This is a genomic window from Cupriavidus sp. GW823-FHT07B10 (assembly GCF_058794355.1).
This window is the reverse complement of sequence record NZ_JBXAGS010000031.1, coordinates 1-17,203: the sequence shown is the minus strand read 5'-3', so window position 1 is coordinate 17,203 and position 17,203 is coordinate 1. Positions and strand designations below refer to the sequence as shown.

The window sequence follows — 17,203 nt, the reverse complement described above, 5'->3', positions numbered from 1 at the left end:
GACGCCATCCGGCTACCGCGCCGGTTGCCTCGCATCTGGCTCAGGCCCACTCCCCTCCAGCACCGCCCCACGCGCCTCCATCGTCCTGCGCGCAATATTGAGCTGGTGGATCTGCGTCGTGCCTTCATACAGCCGGAACAACCGCACATCGCGATAGAAGCGCTCGGCCACGGTGCGTGCCATATACCCGCTGCCGCCGAACACCTGCACCGCGCGGTCGGCCACGCGGCCGGACATTTCGGAGGCGAACAGCTTGCACATCGACGCCTCCATGGTCACGTCCTCGCCGGCGTCGCGCTTGCGCGCGGTGTCGAGCACCAGTGCGCGGGCGGCGTGCAGTTCCGTATTGCTGTCGGCGATCATCTGCTGCACCAGCTGGTAGTCCGCGATCGGCTTGCCGAACTGCCGGCGCTGCGCCGCGTAGCGGACCATCTCGTCGACCAGCCGGATGGCGGGCCCCACGCACAGGCCGGCCAGGTTGATGCGCTGCTTGTTGAGCGCCTTCATCGCCGTCTTGAAGCCGACATTGGGTTTGCCGCCGACGATGGCGCTGGCCGGCACGCGGCAGTCCTTCAGATAGACATCGCCCACCGGCGAGCCGTGCTGTCCCATCTTGCGTTCCGGTTCGCTGGTGCTGAGGCCCGGGGTGCCGCGCTCGATCAGGAAGGCGCTGATGCCATGGGCTCCCGGTGTATCGGGATTGGTGCGGGCGAACACGGTGAACAGGTCGGCGATCGGCGCATTGGTGATAAAGCACTTGCTGCCGTTCAGCACGTAGTGATCGCCGTCTTGCCTTGCGGTGGTTTGCAGTGATGTCGCATCGGAGCCGGCTTCCGGTTCGGTCAGCGCAAAGCAGCCGGTCACCTTGCCGGAGGCCAGTTGCGGCAGGTAGCGCTGCCGCTGCGCTTCGGTGCCGTCGGCCACCAGCGATTCGGAGGCGATCCCGGTATTACCGCCGAAGCGGGCACGGAACACGGTGGCGGCCTGCGAGACCTCGATGTTCACCAACGCCAGCTCCTCGGTGGTCAGCCCTGCGCCACCGTACGCTTCGGGGATGCTGTGGCCGAACAGGCCGAGGCGGCGCATCTGTTCGACCACGGGCTCGGGGATGACATCGGTGCGGTCGATCTCCGCCTCTAGCGGGATGCAGGTTTCGAGCACGAAGCGGCGGATATCGGCAAGCAGCGCTTGCTGGCGGGCGGAGTCGCGGATCATGGAATGTTTCCGGTAGGTTGGATGAGCGTGTGCGGCTACTGTGCCGTGATGCCGGCGGTCTTCAGCACGCCGGTCCATTTCTTGGTTTCCGTGTCCAGGAAGCGGTCGAATGCGGCGGTGGATTGCGGTGCCAGGTCCATGCCGAGTTCGGCCAGGCGGCGTGCCGTGGCGGGGTCCGCGGTGGCCTGCGCGGCGGCCTCGGCCAGCTTGCGCACCACCGCGTCCGGCGTGCCCTGCGGCGCGACCAGGCCGAACCACCCGCCCACTTCATAGCCGGGCAGGCGCGCGGCCTCGGCCACGGTGGGCACGTCGGGCATCACGGCTGAGCGTTTTGCCGAAGTCACCGCCAGCGCGCGCAGCTTGCCGGTTTGCACCTGCTGGCGGGCAATGGCCGAGGTCAGCGCCATCATCGAGACGCGCGCGCCCAGCAGGTCGCTCATGGCCTCGGGCTGGCCCTTGTAGGGCACGTGGGTGAGCTTCACTTGCGTCATCTGCGCCAGCAGTTCGGCCGACAGATGGTTCGAGGTGCCGACGCCCGCGCTGGCGTAGGTCAGCGTGCCGGGCTTGCTGCGCGCGGCGTCGAGCAGTTCAGGCAGTGTGCGCAGCGGCGACGAAACCGGCACCACGATCACGTTGGGTACGGCACCAATGCCCGCCACCGCGCGGAAGTCCTTGCCGCTCTTGCCCTGGATCGACGGGTTCAGCATCGGCCCGACCACATAGCTGGGGCTGACCGCCAGCAGCGTATAGCCGTCGGCGGGTGACCGGGCGACGAAGTCCGCGCCGATGGCGCCGCCGGCGCCGGTCTTGTTCTCGACGATGACGGGCTGCTTCAGTACCTTGGCCATGTTCTCCGCGGTGATGCGGGTGACGGAGTCGACCACACCGCCCGCCGAGAACGGCACGATGATCCGTATCGGGTGGTCCGGGAAGCGCGCCGCATTGTCAGGGGAGGCCAGCACTGGCAGTGGCATCAGCGCGGCGCAGGCCAGCATGCCGGCAGCGAGCCGGCGCAATGGTTGGATGGCATCCATCTTGTCTCCTTGGGTTGCCTGCGCCGGGGGATTTCCCGCGGCGCGGTTTCATGCGGGCCTCTGGCGGGCCGCTTGTCATGCCGGCGACATCGCCGGCAGAGTGCATTGCTGCGTCCTGCCGGCTAGCGCGCGCAGCTCAGTTCGATCTGCCGCACTGCCTCGCGCAGCCTTGGCGCCACCTCGCGCTCCAGCATGTTGTCGCGGTTGCGCGATGCGGCGATGGTGCAGTTCAGCGCAAACGGGTCTTCGTGCAGCGACTGGCGCACGGGTGCCGCGATCGCGTGGATCTCTGGCCGCCACTCGCCGCGGCTCAGGCAGTAGCCGTGGGTGCGGAAATGCTTCTGGTCGTCCGCCCACATCTGGCGCTCAACGTTGAAGCGCTCCGGATCGTCCACGCGCAGCCGGTTCAGCAGCGCCGTGCGCTCGTCTGCGCTGCAGGCCAGCAAGACCGCGCGGCCGATCGCGCTGGCCAGCAGCGGCCGGGTGCTGCCGATGTCCGGCTGGTAGAGGTTGCCGGGATCCAGCCGGCAACTGTCCACGTACACCACCGACAACCGCTCGCGCATGCCCAGGTTCACCGTGCAGCCGGTTTCCCGTGCAATGGCCTCCATATAAGGCCGCGCCACCTGGCGGATCGCCAGCCCGGCCAGCATCGGGTAGGCCAGCGCCAGCACGCCGGCGCCCAGCCGGTACTTCTGGTTGCCGGGCACGCGGCTCAGGAAGCCGAGCAGCCCCAGCGTGTAGGTCAGCCGCGACACCGTCGCCTTGGGCAGCCCCGTGCGCGCCACGATGTCCTGGTTGCCCAGCACCGGGCTGGACGGCGTGAAGGCACGCAGCACCTCCAGCCCGCGCGCCAGGTTGGTGGCGAACTGGCGGTCGGTGGCCAGTGCATCCTCGCTGGCCAGGCCTGGCAGGGGCAGGTGTTCCGGGTTGCGGTCCATGCTGTGCGGTGGTTGCTTGGGTTCCATGCTGGGATCCGGAGATGGGGGCGTCAATGTTGTAGCACGACAGTTCCGCACAGCGAAACCGTGCTTGCATCCGGGCAAGCCGCCTGCCACCTTGCAGCAGACGCCAATGCCGCCGGAGGCCCGCCATGCAAGACCAGGACACACACGCTGTATCGCCAGACGCACACTGCACAGGCCCGCTGGCCGGACTGCGCATCCTGGACATGGCCACCGTGGTGGCCGGCCCGTTTTCCGCCACGCTGTGTGCCGACACGGGCGCCGATGTGGTCAAGCTGGAGCTGCCCGACGGCAGCGATCCGCTGCGCGGGCTTGAACCGGTTACCGAGGACCACGCCCTGTACTGGAAGGTGACCAACCGCGGCAAGCGCGGCATCTCGCTCGACGTGCGCACGCCGCGCGGCCGCGAGATCTTCCTGCGCTTGCTGCCCCAGTTCGATGTGCTGGTCGAGAACTTCCGCACCGGTACGCTGGCGCGCTGGGGGCTGGATCTCGACACCCTGCACGCGGCCAACCCGAAGCTGATCGTGCTGCGGCTGACCGGCTTCGGCCAGACCGGGCCCGATGCGGCGCGGCCCGGCTTTGCCCGCATCTTTGAAGCCAGGAGCGGCTTCACCAACCTGGCGGGCACCGCGCAGAGCGGACCGATGCATATGAACTACCCGGTGGGGGACATGATCGCCGGGCTGTTCGGCGCGTTTGCGATTGCCACTGCGGTGGCAGAGCAGCGCGCCAGGCCCGGCCAGCGCGGCCGCGAGATCGACCTGGCCGCCACCGAGGCGTTGTTCCGCCTGCTGGATCCGCTGGCCATCGAATATGAACAGTTGGGGCATGTGCGCCAGCGCGCCGGCAACCGCACCACCTACGCGGCGCCGTCCAACATGTATCGCACCGCGGACGAGATCTGGGTCACGGTAGTGGCCTCCTCCGACGCCACCTTCCGCCGGCTGGCCGAGGCCATGGGCGCACCGCAACTGGCGCAGGCGCCGGAATACGCCACCAACGCCGGGCGCGTGCGCAATATCGAAGCGCTGGACGGCAGCATTGCCGAGTGGTTTGCCGCGCAGCCCTATGCCGCCGTGGCGGCCCGGCTGGAGCAGTGCCAGGTGCCATTCAGCAAGGTATTCAGCATCGCCGATATCGTCGACGACCCGCAGATGGCGGCGCGCCAGGCCATCGTGCGGCTGCCCGATCCGGACCTGGGCTCGGTGCCGGCGCCATGCGTGGTGCCGCGCTTCTCGGGCTATGCACCGCCGTCACCGCGTACCGGGCCGGATGTGGGCGAACACAATGCCGAGGTCTATGGGCGGCTTGGTATCGGGGATGAGGAGCTGGTCCGGCTGCGGGCGGAGGGCGTGGTCTGACACACCGGGCGCGAAGGCTCACTCCCCAGTCATCAGCGCCGAGAAGTCCCCCACGATCTGCCGCAACAGCCGTGCCGCCGGCGGCGACAACACCCGGCCCTGGCGCGACACGGTCTGGATTTCCCCCTGGTAAAGCAGGGGGTTTTTCATTGGCAGCGACACCACGGGCGCCTCGTTAAGCTGGTTCCACAAGGCCAGGCGCGTACACAGGACGTAGCCAAGCCCCGCCGCCGCGAAGTGCCCCAGCGCATTGAATGACGAGGTGGTCAGCAGCGACTGCAGGCGCACGCCCTCGCTGATCTCTGCGGCCTCGATGTGCTGGCGCACGCCGAAGGTCCGGTGCAGGGTGGCGCCAGGGTAGGGCAGCAGGTCCTGCAGGTCCAGCGGCCGGCCCAGCTGCGCCAGCGGGTGCGAGGCCAGCACCTGGGTCTGGATCGGCATCGGATGGGCGTGGTGGCAGCGCAGCCGCGCGTCCTTGGGGGGCTGGAACACCAGCCCGATATGGGCGCTGCCATCGACAATGCGCTGCACGATCTCGTCGGTGCTGCCCACCGACAGGTCCACCGTAATGCCCGGGTGGGCCAGCATGAAGGTGCGCAGGCTATGGCGCATCAGCCATTCGACGAAACCTTCGCCCGCCACGATGTCGATATGGCCGCGCGCCACCTTCTGGATGCTGTCGAGTTCGGCCAGCAACTGCTGCTTCTGGTTGTTCTGGTTGCGCACGTAGGCGGCCAGCAGATCGCCCGCCTCGGTGGCAACCACGCCGCGGCCGTGCCGCTCCAGCAGGCGCGTGCCGCAGTCCTTCTCCAGCACGGCGATGGCCCGGCTGACGGCTGAGGGGTCCATGTCGAGGACTTCGGCGGCGCCGCGGACCGAGCCGCTGTCGAGCACCTGCATGAAGTAGCGCACGCGCCGCGTGTCCAGTTTGTCGTCCATCGAAAGCACGTGTCACTCCGCTGAGCGTTGCATTGAATGCAACGAGTTTCCCATATCACGATCATTGATGAAACGCTTAGGGGCCGGAATACTAGCCCGATCCTCTCGGTAAGCGGTCAACATCGAACCGGAATGCCGAAGAAAGCACTTTTGTGCAGCATAAGCAGCCTTCCCGCGGAGACACGTGATGACCAACCCCATTGCCCAGCCGGCGCTTGCGCCCGCTTCCCCGATTGCCGCCGTCACCGGCAGTGGCAAGGTACGACTGGCCGTTGTCATGCTGGTCGTGGTGGCGATTGCCGAAACCATTGGCGCGGTGCAGTTCAAGCTGGGGCCCGGCAAGGTCGTGCTGATGCCGATGCTGTGGGCGCTGCTGATGGCCGCGGCGTGGGGCATCGCCGCCAGGAACGTGCCGCGCGCCGTGCGCATCGACGCGCCGCTGCAATCGCTGGCGACCGGGCTGCTCAATGCCGGGCTGCTGCTGTTCGTGGTGAAGCTTGGGCTGACCGTGGGCGGCGCTCTGCCGCAGCTCAAGGGCGCGGGCTGGGCGCTGCTGTTCCAGGAGTTCGGGCACGCGCTCGGGACACTGGCGCTGGGCCTGCCGCTGGCCTTGCTGCTCGGCATCAAGCGCGAGGCCGTGGGCGCCACCTTCTCGGTGGGGCGCGAGGGCAATATCGTCATCATCGGCGAGAAATACGGCATGGCGTCGCCGGAAGGCCGCGGCGTGCTGGCCGAGTACATCACCGGCACCGTGCTGGGCGCGCTCTTCATCGCGGTGCTGTCGGGGTTTGTCAGCAGCCTGGGCATCTTCGATCCGCGTTCGCTGGCCATGGGTGCCGGCGTGGGCTCGGGCAGCCTGATGGCGGCGGCCGTCGGCGCCATCGTCGCGCAGCACCCCGGGCAGGCTTCCGAGATCATGGCGATTGCCGCGGCGTCGAACCTGCTGACCTCGGTGGCCGGCTTCTACTTCACGCTGTTCCTGTCGCTGCCGCTGTGCTCATGGCTGTACGGCAAGCTGGAGCCGGTACTGGGCCGCTTCTCGCGCCGTGACGCCATGCGCGAGGTGCGGGACGTCAAGCTCGATGGCGCGCTGGCGCACGGCACCTCGGCGCGGGATGCCGCCCTGGGCTGGTTCCTGGTTGGTGCCGGCGTGCTGATCGGCAACAAGCTGTCATACAACGTGCCGGTGTCGGTATCGCTCAAGGGCATCCTGGTAGCCATTGCCATCGTGGTGGCCTGCGACCTGCTCAAGCGCGTGTTCCCGCGCGTGCCGCTGCTGCTGACGATGTCGGTGGTGGTCACGCTGATCGGCGTGCCGGGGATGTTCCCGTTCTCCGACGCCGTCATCGCCATGACGGAAAAACTCAACTTCATGACCTTCACCACGCCGGTGCTGGCGCTGGCGGGCTTCTCGGTGGCCAAGGACCTGCCGGTGTTCCGGCTGCTCGGCTGGCGCATCGTGGTGGTGTCGCTGACGGCCACGGCCGGCACCTTCCTCGGCGCCACGCTGATTGCCGAGTTCTTCCACTGAATCCCACCCGTAGCAGAGATTACCCATGTACCGCGACCCCGATATTGCCGACGACATCCGCCAGGACATGCTGGCCTGGCGCCGCGACATCCACGCTGTTCCGGAAACCGCATTCGAAGAACACCGCACCGCTGGCATCGTGGCGCAGGCGCTGGGTTTGATGGACATCGAAGTGCAGCGGGGACTGGCGACGACGGGCGTGGTCGGCACGCTGCGCAACGGCGATGGCCCCAGCATCGCGCTGCGCGCGGACCTGGATGCGCTGAACATGCAGGAGCTGGGCAAGGCCGCCCACGCTTCCACCTGCGCGGGCAAGATGCACGCCTGTGGCCACGACGGCCATACCGCCATGCTGCTGGGTGCGGCCGCGCACCTGTCGCGCAACCGCGATGCCTTCCGCGGCACGGTGCATTTCGTGTTCCAGCCCGCCGAAGAGAATGAAGGCGGCGGCCGCGTGATGGTGGAAGATGGCCTGTTCGACCAGTTCCCGGCCGATGCCGTCTATGGCATGCACAACTTCCCCCAGTTGCCACGCGGCAAGTTCGCCATCCGCGCCGGCACCATGACCGCGTTCCTGGACAACTTCGAGATCGTCATCACCGGCAAGGGCGCGCATGGCGCCCAGCCGCACCACGGCATCGATTCCGTGGTCGTGTCCGCGCACCTGATCACCGCGCTGCAGACCATTGCCAGCCGCCGCACCGATCCCACCGATTCGGTCGTGGTCAGCATCACGCAGATCCACGGCGGCGATACCTGGAACGTGCTGCCTGAGTCGGTGGTGCTGCGCGGCACCATCCGCACGCTGAACCCCGCCGTGCGGGATCGCACGCAGACGGCGATGCGGCAGATCTGCGAGGGCGTGGGCACGACCCACGAGGCGCGGATCGCGATTGACTACCGCCCCGGCTACCCCGGCGTGGTCAACACCCCCGCCGAGACCGACGCCGCCATTGCCGCCGCCGCGCAACTGGTGGGCGCCGACAACGTGAAGACCGATATCAAGCCGGCAATGGGATCGGAGGACTTCGCCTTCATGCTGGAAAAGCGCCCCGGCGCTTATATCGGCATCGGCGCCGGCGAGAGCGCGGAAGACCCGCCCCTGCACAATCCCTACTATGACTTCAACGACAGGATCCTGCCGCTGGGCGCGGCGTATTGGGTGGCGCTGGTCGCGCAGCAATTGCCGGCCAGATGATCCGCGCCCGTCAGGACCTGCGGGCCGCTTGCGCGAACACGTTCAGGAAGCCCAGCGCGGGCTGCGCGCCGGTGTGCGCTTCGATGGCGGCAGCCAGCACCGGCGCCGGCAGCCAGGGATAGGGCAGCGCCGCCTGCAGGGCCGCCAGCGTGACCGCGCCGGGATCGGCGATCGTGTCCATCCGTTCGATATGGATATGCAGGTTGGCGATACGGTACGTGCCGTCATCGCCGGCGGCAAAGCCCCAGCGGTAATGGCCCTTGCCGACGCGCAAGGCGCTGGCCGCGGTTTCCCGCATCACCACCAGCCAGGGGATCGTCATGGCGTTGCCGTCCAGCGCCGCGGCAACGTCGCCGATGTAGTAGGTCCGGCAGCGGTCGAACGTCTTGGCAAACTCGCTGACCAGCGTCGAGGCAATGGCATCCGCGCCTTCGGCCTTGGGCGGAAAGCTGATGGAGTCGGTATCGATCGAGAAGGTCAGCGACGCATCCGGAGCGAAGGCTTCGTGGATCAGCGCCGGACGATTGTTGTCCTTGGCCTCGACGTATCGGGCCAGCCGGGCTTTGGCGGTGGCGAGCGGGATTGTGTTCATGCTGGACTCGGGGGTATGGGTTGAAAGGCGGGGCGGCCAGGGTGTTGCGGCGAGTTTGTTAGAATTTGGCACAAAGCTTGTATCAAAAGCTAAGTGGACATACCGCCGATGGCAACGACTCCTGCAAATAAGAACCTGACCGTAACGCATCCGGCGTGCCTGGTCGACGGCTCGGACCGTGAATTCCGACACCTGGTGAATGGCCTGCTGCCGTTTGCCGCGCGCCTGCTGTCCGTGCGCGACGGCTTTGGCAGCCTGATCGGCCTGACGGGGGTCCAGTATTCGCTGATCCGCTCGATCCTGCACCTGTCGCAGCAAGGCGAGGTGACGGTCAACCAGCTCGCCGACCATCTGCACCTGAGCGGCCCGTTCATCACCATCGAGACCGGCAAGCTCAAGAAGCTGGGGCTGATCGACAAGAAGGCCCATCCCGAAGACAAGCGCAAGATGCGTCTGACCATCACCGCCGCCGGGACCCGTCTGCTCAATGAACTGCTGCCGGTGCAGCAGCAGATCAACGACGTATTGTTCGACGGCGTTTCCCGCACCGAATTCAAGGTGCTGTGTTCGGTGGTCGACCGGCTGGTCGCCAACGGCGATCGCGCCGCGCTGGATCTCGAACACCTGCAGGCGCGCCGGCAGAAAGGCTAGTGCGCGGCCCACTGCACCGTGCCGACATCGATGCCCTCCTGGTGCATCTCCCATAGCGGGCTCAGTTCACGCAGGCGGGTAACGGTCTCGCTGACCTGCCGGATGACCTCGTCCACCTCTGCCTCGGTGGTGTAGCGCCCAAGCGTAAAGCGGATCGAGCTATGTGCCAGCTCGTCGCTGCGGCCCAGCGCCCGCAGCACGAACGAGGGCTCCAGTGAAGCCGAGGTGCAGGCCGAGCCCGACGACACCGCCACGTCCTTGATGCCCATGATCAGCGATTCGCCTTCGACATAGTTGAAGCTGATGTTCAGGTTGTGCGGGATACGGTGCGCCAGGCTGCCGTTGACGTAGACCTCGTCCAGACGCGACAGCCCCGCCAGCAGCCGGTCGCGCAACGCGCCCACGCGGCGCGCTTCCTCCGCAAGTTCCAGCTTTGCCAGCCTGAAGGCCTCTCCCATGCCCACGATCTGGTGCGTTGGCAGGGTGCCTGAGCGCATGCCGCGCTCATGCCCGCCGCCGTGGATCTGCGCCTCGATGCGGATGCGCGGCTTGCGCCGCACGTAGAGCGCGCCGATGCCTTTCGGGCCATAGACCTTGTGCGCCGTCACGGTGAGCAGGTCGATCTTCAGGGTATCCAGGTCGATGGCGATCTTGCCGGCGGCCTGCACCGCATCGCAATGGAACACCACCCCCGTCGCGCGGCATAGCTCGCCGATCTGCGCAACTGGCTGGATCACGCCGATCTCATTGTTGACCATCATCACCGAAACCAGGATGGTGTCCGGCCGCATGGCCGCGCGCAGCGCGTCAAGGTCGACCAGGCCGTCGGTGCCGACGTCGAGATAGGTCACCTCAAAGCCCTGCCGCTCCAGTTCGCGGCAGGTATCGAGCACCGCCTTGTGCTCGGTCTTGACCGTGATGATGTGGTTGCCCTTGCCGCGATAGAAATGCGCCGCGCCCTTGATCGCCAGGTTGTTGCCCTCGGTCGCGCCGGAGGTCCAGATGATCTCGCGCGGGTCCGCATTCAGCAGCGCCGCCACATGCGCGCGCGCGGCCTCGACTGCCTCTTCCGCCTGCCAGCCGTAGTAATGGCTGCGCGATGCGGGGTTGCCGAACTGCTGATGCAGGTAGGGAACCATCTTCTCGACGACCCGGGTGTCGACCGGTGTCGTCGCGCTGTAGTCCATGTAGATCGGAAGGGTCTTCGGCTCGGATTGCATGGCGCTCATTCCTGGAGGCGGATGTGGGGACGACCGTGGGCAAAGCGTACCCGCTGGTCAAGGAAAGTGGGGCCGAGTCTAGCACCGGGTAGCGGCCGTTCGCGGCAGCGCCATGCTGCCGGTAGGGTTGCTTGACGCGCGGACAGTTGCAATTCAGGCCGCGTGGCGCCACCTGTCCGCTAGCCGGAAAAACTTGTCCAGCAACGGTTTCCGGATTTCATTGAGTCGCCTCGGGAGCTGTCCGGCTCCGCACTCTATGGTTTCCACCAACTTGAATGCCGTTGTTTTATAGCATTCAATAAAACCTAAGTTACAAAGGTAAATAAACAAAATAACAGGTTTGGTGACAACACTTGCGTAGGAGTCGTGATGGCTGAGTCATCTGTCGGTCAGGGCGTCAATGTGGACGCCGAAGCGCAGCGCCGCTTCAGAAATGCGTTGGCGATGTTTGCAACAGGCGTCGCCGTGATTACCGCGCCGCGCGAAGAAGGGCTGCCGGTCGGCATCACGGTGGCGTCGTTCAACTCGGTATCGCTGGACCCGCCGCTGGTGCTGTTCTCGGTGGACCGCCGCTGCCTGAGCCTGGGCGACCTGCGCAGCGCGCGGCGCTATGCCGTCAACGTGCTGGGCGAGGCGCAGCAGGATATCTCGAACCGCTTCGCCAGGGCCAATTCCGGCAAGTGGGAAGGCATCGGTTTCAGCAAGCGCAACGAGGACAGCCACGTGCTGCTGCCGGACGCGCTGGCCACCTTCGAGTGCGAGCCCTATGCCATGCACGACGGCGGCGACCACGTGATCTTTATCGGGCGGGTGGTCCGTCACCAGGCCCGCCAGGACGGCCGGCCCCTCATCTTCTTTGGCGGCAAGTACCGGGCACTGGAAGACAGCCCGGCCGCCGCCTGAATCCACAAGAACAGACAGTCAGCACAGGAGAACGACATGATCAAGACCGGTAACCAGCACATCGCCATGCTGCGCGATGGCCGCGAGGTGTACCTGGACGGCAAGCGGGTGACAGATGTCACCAGCCACCCGGCCTTCCGCAATTCGATCCGCAGCTACGCCAACCTCTACGACTTTCAGGCGCAGCCGGGCAATATCGACAAGATGACCTTCCAGCCGGCGGGCACCGACCGGCGCGTCAGCCGGATCTGGGAGCTGCCGGCCAGCTACAACGAACTGGTCGAACGCCGCCAGATGCTGGAAGCCTGGACCGAACTGCACTACGGCTTCATGGGCCGCTCGCCCGACCACGTGGCTTCCTGCATCTCGGGCATGTACATGGGCATCGATGTCTTCGAGCAGGCCGATCCGGCACGTGCCGGCGCGCTGCGCGACTACTACCGCTATGCCCGCGACAACGACCTGTTCCTCACCTATGTGATCGTCAACCCGCAGGCCAACCAGTCCAAGTCCGCGCACGAGCAGGAAGACAAGTACCTGGCGGTGGGCATCGTCGACCAGGACGCGGAGGGCATCACCGTGCGCGGCGCCAAGATGCTGGCGACCAGCGGCATCATGGCCAACGAGGTCTTCTGCAGCTGCATCCAGCCGCTGCGCGAGGGCGACGAGATGTATGCGCTGTCCTTCGCGGTGCCGATGAACACCAAGGGCCTGAAGGTGATGTCGCGCAAGTCGTATGAAGCCAATGCCACCTCGGTGTTCGACAACCCGCTGGCCAGCCGCTTTGACGAGAACGACGCGGTGCTCTATTTCGACGACGTCAAGGTGCCGTGGGAGCGCATCTTCGTCGCGGGCGACGTGGGCTTGTGCGCCAGGCAATTCCACGCCACGCCGGCGCACGTCTACCAGAACTACCAGTGCCAGGTGCGGCTGATGGTGAAGCTGCGTTTCCTGGTGGGCCTGGCGCACCGCATCACCGAGATCAACGGCACCAACAGCTTCCCGCAGGTCAGGGAAATGCTGGGCCAGCTCGCCGCCGAAGCAGGCATGGTCGAGGCCTGGGTCTACGGCATGGAGGCCAAGGGCCAGGTCGGCAAGCATGGCTACTTCGTGCCGGACCGCAGCATGCTGTACGGCTCGCAGGTGGTGACCCAGCAGCTCTACGGCAAGGTGCTGGCCACGCTGCGCGAGCTGGCCGGCGGCGGCATGATCATGCTGCCGTCGAGCATCGAGGATTTCGCCAATCCGTCGCTCGCCGGGATCATCGCCAAGACGCAGAAGTCGCCGGTGTGCAGCCCGGAAGAGCGCGTCAAGTTCTTCAAGCTCGCCTGGGACGCGGTCGGCTCCGAGTTTGCGTCGCGCCACAACCAGTACGAGATGTTCTATGCCGGCGCCACCTTTGTCACCAAGGGGCATGCCTATCGCACCTACGACTGGCAGAACGCATCCGGCCTGGTCGACAACATGCTCGGCAGCTATTCCCTTGAAAGCGAACTGGCCAAGCTGCCGCAGGCCGCCTGACTTTCCGCACCTTTCCCAATTCCCGCATCGAACACTGAGATCGACATGGCAATCACCAAACTTCACGACGAGTTCCACACCCTGGACCTGGAGTCCGGCTGGGAGGTCCCCCACGGCTATCCGTCGGGTATCCAGCAGAAGATCCTGTCCGGCTCGCTGGACGAGAACGGCCGCAGCGGCAGCCGTACGCGCCTGCTGCGTTTCCAGCCCGGCGTGTTCACCACCTCGCCCTTCGTGCATGAGTACTGGGAAGAGGTCTACCTGCTCAGCGGCGACCTGACCGTCGGCAACGACGCCAATGGCAAGGGCGGCGAGGCCTTCGTCCCCAACACCTACGCCTGCCGCCCGCCCGGCGCCTTCCATGGCCCGTTCAAGTCAGACGGCGGCTGCATGCTGCTGGAGATCCACTACTACGACCCGGCCTGATCATGGAAGCGACTATCGCAACCGCGCAGCGCCAGCTTGCCGCGGGCAGCGCCAACGCGCTGTCCCTGCTGGCGTCATGCGTCGAACGTATCTGCAATCCAGGCGGCGAGGGCGCGCGCGTATTCCCGCATGGCGTGAGCATGGCGGCGCGCAAGCAGGCCCAGGCCAGCGACATGCTGCGCGAGCAGGGCGTGGCCGGCCCGCTGGCGGGCGTGCCGGTGTCCGTGAAGGACCTGTTCGACGTGCAGGGCGACGTGACTCGCGCCGGCGCACGTGTGCTGCCGGAGCGTGCGGCCAGTGCCGACGCGCCGGTCATTGCGCGCTTGCGTGCGGCGGGGGCGGTGTTTGTCGGGCGTACCAATATGACCGAGTTCGCCTACTCGGGCGTCGGCATCAATCCGCACTACGGCACGCCACGCAATCCCTACGACCGGCAGGCGGGCCGCATTCCCGGTGGCTCGTCGTCGGGGGCTGCGGTGTCGGTGACCGACGGCATGGCCCTGGCCGCGATCGGCTCCGACACCGGCGGTTCGTGCCGGATCCCGGCCGCGTTGTGCGGCATCGCCGGCTTCAAGCCCACGGCGCGGCGCGTGCCGCTGCAGGGCACGGTGCCGTTGTCGCCCAGCTATGACTCGGTGGGCTGCCTGGCCAACACTGTGGCGTGCTGCGCCGCAGTTGATGCCGTGATGGCGGGCGAGGTGCCGCCCGCGGGGCCGGCGCCGCTGGCAGGGCTACGCCTGGCGGTGCCCACCGGCCTGGTGCTGGAAGGCATGTCGGACGAGGTGGCCGAGGTCTTCAGCCGCACGCTGCGCCGGCTGTCCGCGGCGGGCGCGCTGCTGCAGGACGTGAGCTTCGACAGCTGGGACCAGCTGGCCGGCATCGGCGCGAACGGCGGCCTGGTCGCAGCGGAAGCCAGTGCCTGGCACGGCAGCCTGCTGGCTGAGCAGGCCGATCGCTATGACCCGCGCGTGCTGTCGCGCATCCGGCTGGCTGACGGGCAGCGTGCCGCCGACTACCTGCGCATGCTGCAGCGCCGGGGCGAGCTGTGCCGGCAGGCCGATGCCGAGCTGGCGGGATTCGATGCCGTGGTCCTGCCCACCGTGCCGGTCGTGGCGCCGCGCATCGCGGACCTGGACGACGACGAAGCCTTCTTCAGCACCAACCGGCTGCTGCTGCGCAACCCGGCCATCGCCAACATGCTCGACCTGTGCGCGCTGTCGGTCCCGTGCCATCGCCCGGGCGACGCACCGGTGGGGCTGATGCTGTTCGGGCGCCACCTGTCCGACCGCAGGCTGCTGGCCATCGGCATGGGCATCGAGGGGGCATTGCGGCACGAGCGGGGTTGAGCCCCCGCAGCAGTACAGAAGTACCCATAACTACAGTGGAGACAACAATGCCTGATATCCGTACCGGCGCCGCCGTACTGGCCTGCGCCACCCTGTTCGCGGCGACTGCTTCCGCAGCCGACCCGGCCCCCATCAGCGACGGCGTGGTCAAGATCGGTGTGCTGACCGACATGTCGTCGATCTTTTCCGATATCGGAGGCAAGGGCTCGGTGGTGGCCGCGCAGATGGCCGTGGACGATTTCGGCGGCAAGGTGCTGGGCGCCCCCATCCAGGTGGTCAGCGCCGACCACCAGAACAAGACCGACGTCGCCGCCACGCTGGCGCGCGGCTGGTTCGACAACCAGAAGGTCGACGTGATCCAGGACGCCCTGCCGTCCTCGGTCGCGCTGGCGGTATCCAACCTGGGCAAGCTCAAGCACAAGATCGTCATCGCCAGCGGTGCCGGCACCACGCGCCTGAGCAATGAAGACTGCTCGCCCTACACCATCCAGTATTCGTACGACACCTACGCCTTTGCCGCCAACACGGTCAAGGCGCTGGCCCGGCGCGGCGACCACAGCTGGTACTTCCTGACGGTCGACTACGCCCTGGGCGCGTCGCTGGAGAAGGACGGCACCGAGGCGCTGTCCAGTGTCGGCGGCACCCTGAAGGGCAAGGCCAGGCATCCGATCAACTCCGCCGACCTGTCGTCCTACCTGCTGCAGGGACAGTCCTCGGGTGCGAAGGTGATCGGTTTGGCCAACGCTGGCGCCGACACGGTCAATGCGATCAAGACCGCCGCGGATTTCGGCATCAACACCGCGGGCAAGCAGAAGCTGGCGGGGCTTCACATGTTTATCAGCGATATCCACAGCCTGGGGCTGCAAGCCGCGCAGGGCATGACGCTGACCACATCGTTCTACTGGGATCGCGACGACGCCACGCGCGCCTGGTCGCAACGCTTCTTCGACAAGACCGGGCGCATGCCGACCCTGGTGCATGCCGGCGTGTATTCGTCGACCACGCATTACCTGAAGGCGATCCAGGCCGCGCGAACCGACGACAGCGATGCCGTGCTGGCCCGCATGCGCGAGACCCCGGTCAATGACTTCTTTGCGAAGAACGGCACGATCCGCGCCGACGGCCTGATGGTGCACGACATGTACCTGGTCGAAGTGAAGCGGCCGCAGGAGTCCAAGCGCCCTTGGGACTACTACAAGATCAAGAGCGTGATTCCCGCGAGCGAAGCGTTCCGCCCGCTCAGCGCAAGCACTTGCCCGCTGGTCAGGAAGTAAGCCCACATCCCTCATCGAGGCCGGCATTCCAGCCGGCACTCCACCCCATTGCAGAGAGCAACCGATCATGCAGACCCTTACCTTTGAACTCGACAGCTGCCAGGGCAAGTCGCAGCGCACCGTCACCATCCATCAGCTCATCGTGGCGGGATGGACCGGGCGCGACGTCGAAGCCATGGAAGCCCATATCCGCGAACTGGAGGAGTTGGGCGTGAAGCGCCCGCCCTATACGCCGGTGTTCTATCGCGTCGCTGCGCAACGCCTGGGGCCGGCCCCGGAGATCCAGGTCAGTGGCGAGGCCAGCAGCGGGGAAGCCGAGTTCCTGCTGGTCCGGGACGGCGATGAAATCCTGGTGGGCATTGCCTCGGACCATACCGACCGCGAAGCCGAGACCTACGGCATCACCGTGTCCAAGCAGATGTGCGAGAAGCCCTGCGCCCCGGCCTTGTGGCGCCTTGCCGAGGTGGAAGGCCACTGGGACCGGCTGATGCTGCGCTCCTACGCCACCATCGACGGCGAGCGCGTGCTGTACCAGGAAGGTCCGGTGACCGCCATGCGCTCTCCTGCGGACCTGCTGCAGCGCTTCAGCGGCCATGGCGGCGACTTTGGCGAAGGCTCGGCCATGCTGTGCGGCACGCTGCCCGCGATCGGCGGCATCCGCCCGGCCGAGCGCTTCGAGATCGAGCTGGAAGACCCGGTGCTGGGGCGCACGCTGCGCCACGCCTATGCGGTCGCTGCGCTGCCCGTGGCGGGCTGAGCATGCCGCGTCATCCCCACAGACACGGCAGCGCCACGGAGTCACCGCCATGCACCAAGACCTGATACTAGAGACCCGCAACCTCGGCAAGGCCTTCCGCGGCTTTACCGCGGTGAGCGACGTCAACCTGCGGGTACGCCGCGGGTCGATCCATGCCTTGATCGGGCCCAACGGCGCCGGCAAGACGACCTGCTTCAACCTGCTCACCAAGTTCCTGGAGCCGACCACCGGCACCATCCTTTTCAACGGCATCGACATCACCCGTGA

At 66.8% G+C, this 17,203-nt stretch carries 17 protein-coding genes; 11 read left to right on the top strand and 6 right to left on the bottom strand.

What is annotated here, in order from left to right; all coding sequences use genetic code 11:
• Positions 1-12: 12 nt before the first annotated feature.
• The 3 genes from AC1Q6V_RS33670 to AC1Q6V_RS33660 all read right to left on the bottom strand — a co-directional run bounded on the left by AC1Q6V_RS33670 (position 13) and on the right by AC1Q6V_RS33660 (position 3,217).
• Positions 13-1,215, bottom strand: a complete 1,203-nt coding sequence (locus tag AC1Q6V_RS33670) for an acyl-CoA dehydrogenase family protein (RefSeq protein ID WP_454750296.1) — start codon at positions 1,213-1,215, stop codon at positions 13-15.
• A 35-nt stretch (positions 1,216-1,250) separates the two neighbouring features.
• Positions 1,251-2,249 carry a Bug family tripartite tricarboxylate transporter substrate binding protein gene (locus AC1Q6V_RS33665; protein WP_454750295.1) on the bottom strand — a complete coding sequence of 333 codons (999 nt, stop codon included), beginning with the start codon at positions 2,247-2,249 and terminating at the stop codon, positions 1,251-1,253.
• A 122-nt stretch (positions 2,250-2,371) separates the two neighbouring features.
• Complete coding sequence (locus tag AC1Q6V_RS33660) at positions 2,372-3,217, bottom strand: IclR family transcriptional regulator (protein ID WP_454750294.1); 846 nt, start codon at positions 3,215-3,217, stop codon at positions 2,372-2,374.
• A 125-nt stretch (positions 3,218-3,342) separates the two neighbouring features.
• Here AC1Q6V_RS33660 and AC1Q6V_RS33655 point away from each other — a divergent pair, with 125 nt between their 5' ends.
• Complete coding sequence (locus tag AC1Q6V_RS33655; protein WP_454750293.1) at positions 3,343-4,578, top strand: CaiB/BaiF CoA transferase family protein; 1,236 nt, start codon at positions 3,343-3,345, stop codon at positions 4,576-4,578.
• A gap of 18 nt (positions 4,579-4,596) precedes the next feature.
• On the opposite strand, the gene AC1Q6V_RS33650 is transcribed toward AC1Q6V_RS33655, so the two are convergent.
• On the bottom strand, positions 4,597-5,517 hold the full coding sequence (locus tag AC1Q6V_RS33650; protein ID WP_010812518.1) for a LysR family transcriptional regulator: 921 nt from the start codon (positions 5,515-5,517) through the stop codon (positions 4,597-4,599).
• Positions 5,518-5,704: 187 nt separating this feature from the next.
• On the opposite strand from AC1Q6V_RS33650, the gene AC1Q6V_RS33645 reads away from it, so the two are divergent.
• A complete protein-coding gene (locus tag AC1Q6V_RS33645) occupies positions 5,705-7,048 on the top strand; it encodes a DUF3100 domain-containing protein (RefSeq protein WP_454750292.1) in 1,344 nt (447 codons plus the stop codon).
• 25 nt (positions 7,049-7,073) lie between these two features.
• Positions 7,074-8,246, top strand: coding sequence for a M20 aminoacylase family protein (locus AC1Q6V_RS33640; protein WP_454750291.1), 1,173 nt, complete (start codon positions 7,074-7,076; stop codon positions 8,244-8,246).
• Between the two features lie 10 nt (positions 8,247-8,256).
• Here AC1Q6V_RS33640 and AC1Q6V_RS33635 read toward each other — a convergent pair whose 3' ends face one another.
• Positions 8,257-8,838, bottom strand: coding sequence for a nuclear transport factor 2 family protein (locus AC1Q6V_RS33635; RefSeq protein WP_454750290.1), 582 nt, complete (start codon positions 8,836-8,838; stop codon positions 8,257-8,259).
• A 108-nt stretch (positions 8,839-8,946) separates the two neighbouring features.
• Between AC1Q6V_RS33635 and AC1Q6V_RS33630 the strand changes: the two genes are divergently transcribed.
• On the top strand, positions 8,947-9,489 hold the full coding sequence (locus AC1Q6V_RS33630) for a MarR family winged helix-turn-helix transcriptional regulator (RefSeq protein WP_010812514.1): 543 nt from the start codon (positions 8,947-8,949) through the stop codon (positions 9,487-9,489).
• Here AC1Q6V_RS33630 and AC1Q6V_RS33625 read toward each other — a convergent pair.
• Complete coding sequence (locus tag AC1Q6V_RS33625) at positions 9,486-10,709, bottom strand: IscS subfamily cysteine desulfurase (protein WP_010812513.1); 1,224 nt, start codon at positions 10,707-10,709, stop codon at positions 9,486-9,488. The two genes, AC1Q6V_RS33630 and AC1Q6V_RS33625, sit on opposite strands and share 4 nt — an antisense overlap.
• Positions 10,710-11,078: 369 nt before the next feature.
• Here AC1Q6V_RS33625 and AC1Q6V_RS33620 point away from each other — a divergent pair, with 369 nt between their 5' ends.
• The 7 genes from AC1Q6V_RS33620 to AC1Q6V_RS33590 all read left to right on the top strand — a co-directional run.
• The gene (locus AC1Q6V_RS33620) at positions 11,079-11,612 is read left to right on the top strand and encodes a flavin reductase family protein (protein WP_011616636.1); all 534 of its coding nucleotides are present in this window, start codon (positions 11,079-11,081) and stop codon (positions 11,610-11,612) included.
• 36 nt (positions 11,613-11,648) lie between these two features.
• On the top strand, positions 11,649-13,133 hold the full coding sequence (locus AC1Q6V_RS33615) for a 4-hydroxyphenylacetate 3-hydroxylase family protein (RefSeq protein WP_010812511.1): 1,485 nt from the start codon (positions 11,649-11,651) through the stop codon (positions 13,131-13,133).
• A gap of 45 nt (positions 13,134-13,178) precedes the next feature.
• A complete protein-coding gene (locus AC1Q6V_RS33610; protein ID WP_010812510.1) occupies positions 13,179-13,559 on the top strand; it encodes a cupin domain-containing protein in 381 nt (126 codons plus the stop codon).
• 2 nt (positions 13,560-13,561) lie between these two features.
• Positions 13,562-14,905: an amidase gene (locus AC1Q6V_RS33605; RefSeq protein WP_010812509.1), complete on the top strand. Its 1,344-nt coding sequence runs from the start codon at positions 13,562-13,564 to the stop codon at positions 14,903-14,905.
• A gap of 47 nt (positions 14,906-14,952) precedes the next feature.
• A complete protein-coding gene (locus AC1Q6V_RS33600; RefSeq protein WP_011616637.1) occupies positions 14,953-16,179 on the top strand; it encodes an ABC transporter substrate-binding protein in 1,227 nt (408 codons plus the stop codon).
• 67 nt (positions 16,180-16,246) lie between these two features.
• Positions 16,247-16,936, top strand: coding sequence for a DUF2848 domain-containing protein (locus tag AC1Q6V_RS33595; RefSeq protein WP_010812507.1), 690 nt, complete (start codon positions 16,247-16,249; stop codon positions 16,934-16,936).
• 49 nt (positions 16,937-16,985) lie between these two features.
• The coding region (locus tag AC1Q6V_RS33590; protein WP_492316632.1) for an ATP-binding cassette domain-containing protein at positions 16,986-17,203 on the top strand (218 nt) is incomplete at its 3' end.

What these genes read in the sequence shown, in the direction of transcription:
- AC1Q6V_RS33610 (WP_010812510.1), top strand. Translation starts at nt 13,179, where the DNA reads ATGGCAATCACCAAACTTCACGACGAGTTCCACACCCTGGACCTGGAG.
- AC1Q6V_RS33650 (WP_010812518.1), bottom strand. Translation starts at nt 5,517, where the DNA reads ATGGACGACAAACTGGACACGCGGCGCGTGCGCTACTTCATGCAGGTG.
- AC1Q6V_RS33595 (WP_010812507.1), top strand. Translation starts at nt 16,247, where the DNA reads ATGCAGACCCTTACCTTTGAACTCGACAGCTGCCAGGGCAAGTCGCAG.
- AC1Q6V_RS33670 (WP_454750296.1), bottom strand. Translation starts at nt 1,215, where the DNA reads ATGATCCGCGACTCCGCCCGCCAGCAAGCGCTGCTTGCCGATATCCGC.
- AC1Q6V_RS33645 (WP_454750292.1), top strand. Translation starts at nt 5,705, where the DNA reads ATGACCAACCCCATTGCCCAGCCGGCGCTTGCGCCCGCTTCCCCGATT.
- AC1Q6V_RS33600 (WP_011616637.1), top strand. Translation starts at nt 14,953, where the DNA reads ATGCCTGATATCCGTACCGGCGCCGCCGTACTGGCCTGCGCCACCCTG.
- AC1Q6V_RS33640 (WP_454750291.1), top strand. Translation starts at nt 7,074, where the DNA reads ATGTACCGCGACCCCGATATTGCCGACGACATCCGCCAGGACATGCTG.
- AC1Q6V_RS33660 (WP_454750294.1), bottom strand. Translation starts at nt 3,217, where the DNA reads ATGGAACCCAAGCAACCACCGCACAGCATGGACCGCAACCCGGAACAC.
- AC1Q6V_RS33625 (WP_010812513.1), bottom strand. Translation starts at nt 10,709, where the DNA reads ATGCAATCCGAGCCGAAGACCCTTCCGATCTACATGGACTACAGCGCG.
- AC1Q6V_RS33605 (WP_010812509.1), top strand. Translation starts at nt 13,562, where the DNA reads ATGGAAGCGACTATCGCAACCGCGCAGCGCCAGCTTGCCGCGGGCAGC.
- AC1Q6V_RS33655 (WP_454750293.1), top strand. Translation starts at nt 3,343, where the DNA reads ATGCAAGACCAGGACACACACGCTGTATCGCCAGACGCACACTGCACA.
- AC1Q6V_RS33630 (WP_010812514.1), top strand. Translation starts at nt 8,947, where the DNA reads ATGGCAACGACTCCTGCAAATAAGAACCTGACCGTAACGCATCCGGCG.
- AC1Q6V_RS33615 (WP_010812511.1), top strand. Translation starts at nt 11,649, where the DNA reads ATGATCAAGACCGGTAACCAGCACATCGCCATGCTGCGCGATGGCCGC.
- AC1Q6V_RS33665 (WP_454750295.1), bottom strand. Translation starts at nt 2,249, where the DNA reads ATGGATGCCATCCAACCATTGCGCCGGCTCGCTGCCGGCATGCTGGCC.
- AC1Q6V_RS33635 (WP_454750290.1), bottom strand. Translation starts at nt 8,838, where the DNA reads ATGAACACAATCCCGCTCGCCACCGCCAAAGCCCGGCTGGCCCGATAC.
- AC1Q6V_RS33620 (WP_011616636.1), top strand. Translation starts at nt 11,079, where the DNA reads ATGGCTGAGTCATCTGTCGGTCAGGGCGTCAATGTGGACGCCGAAGCG.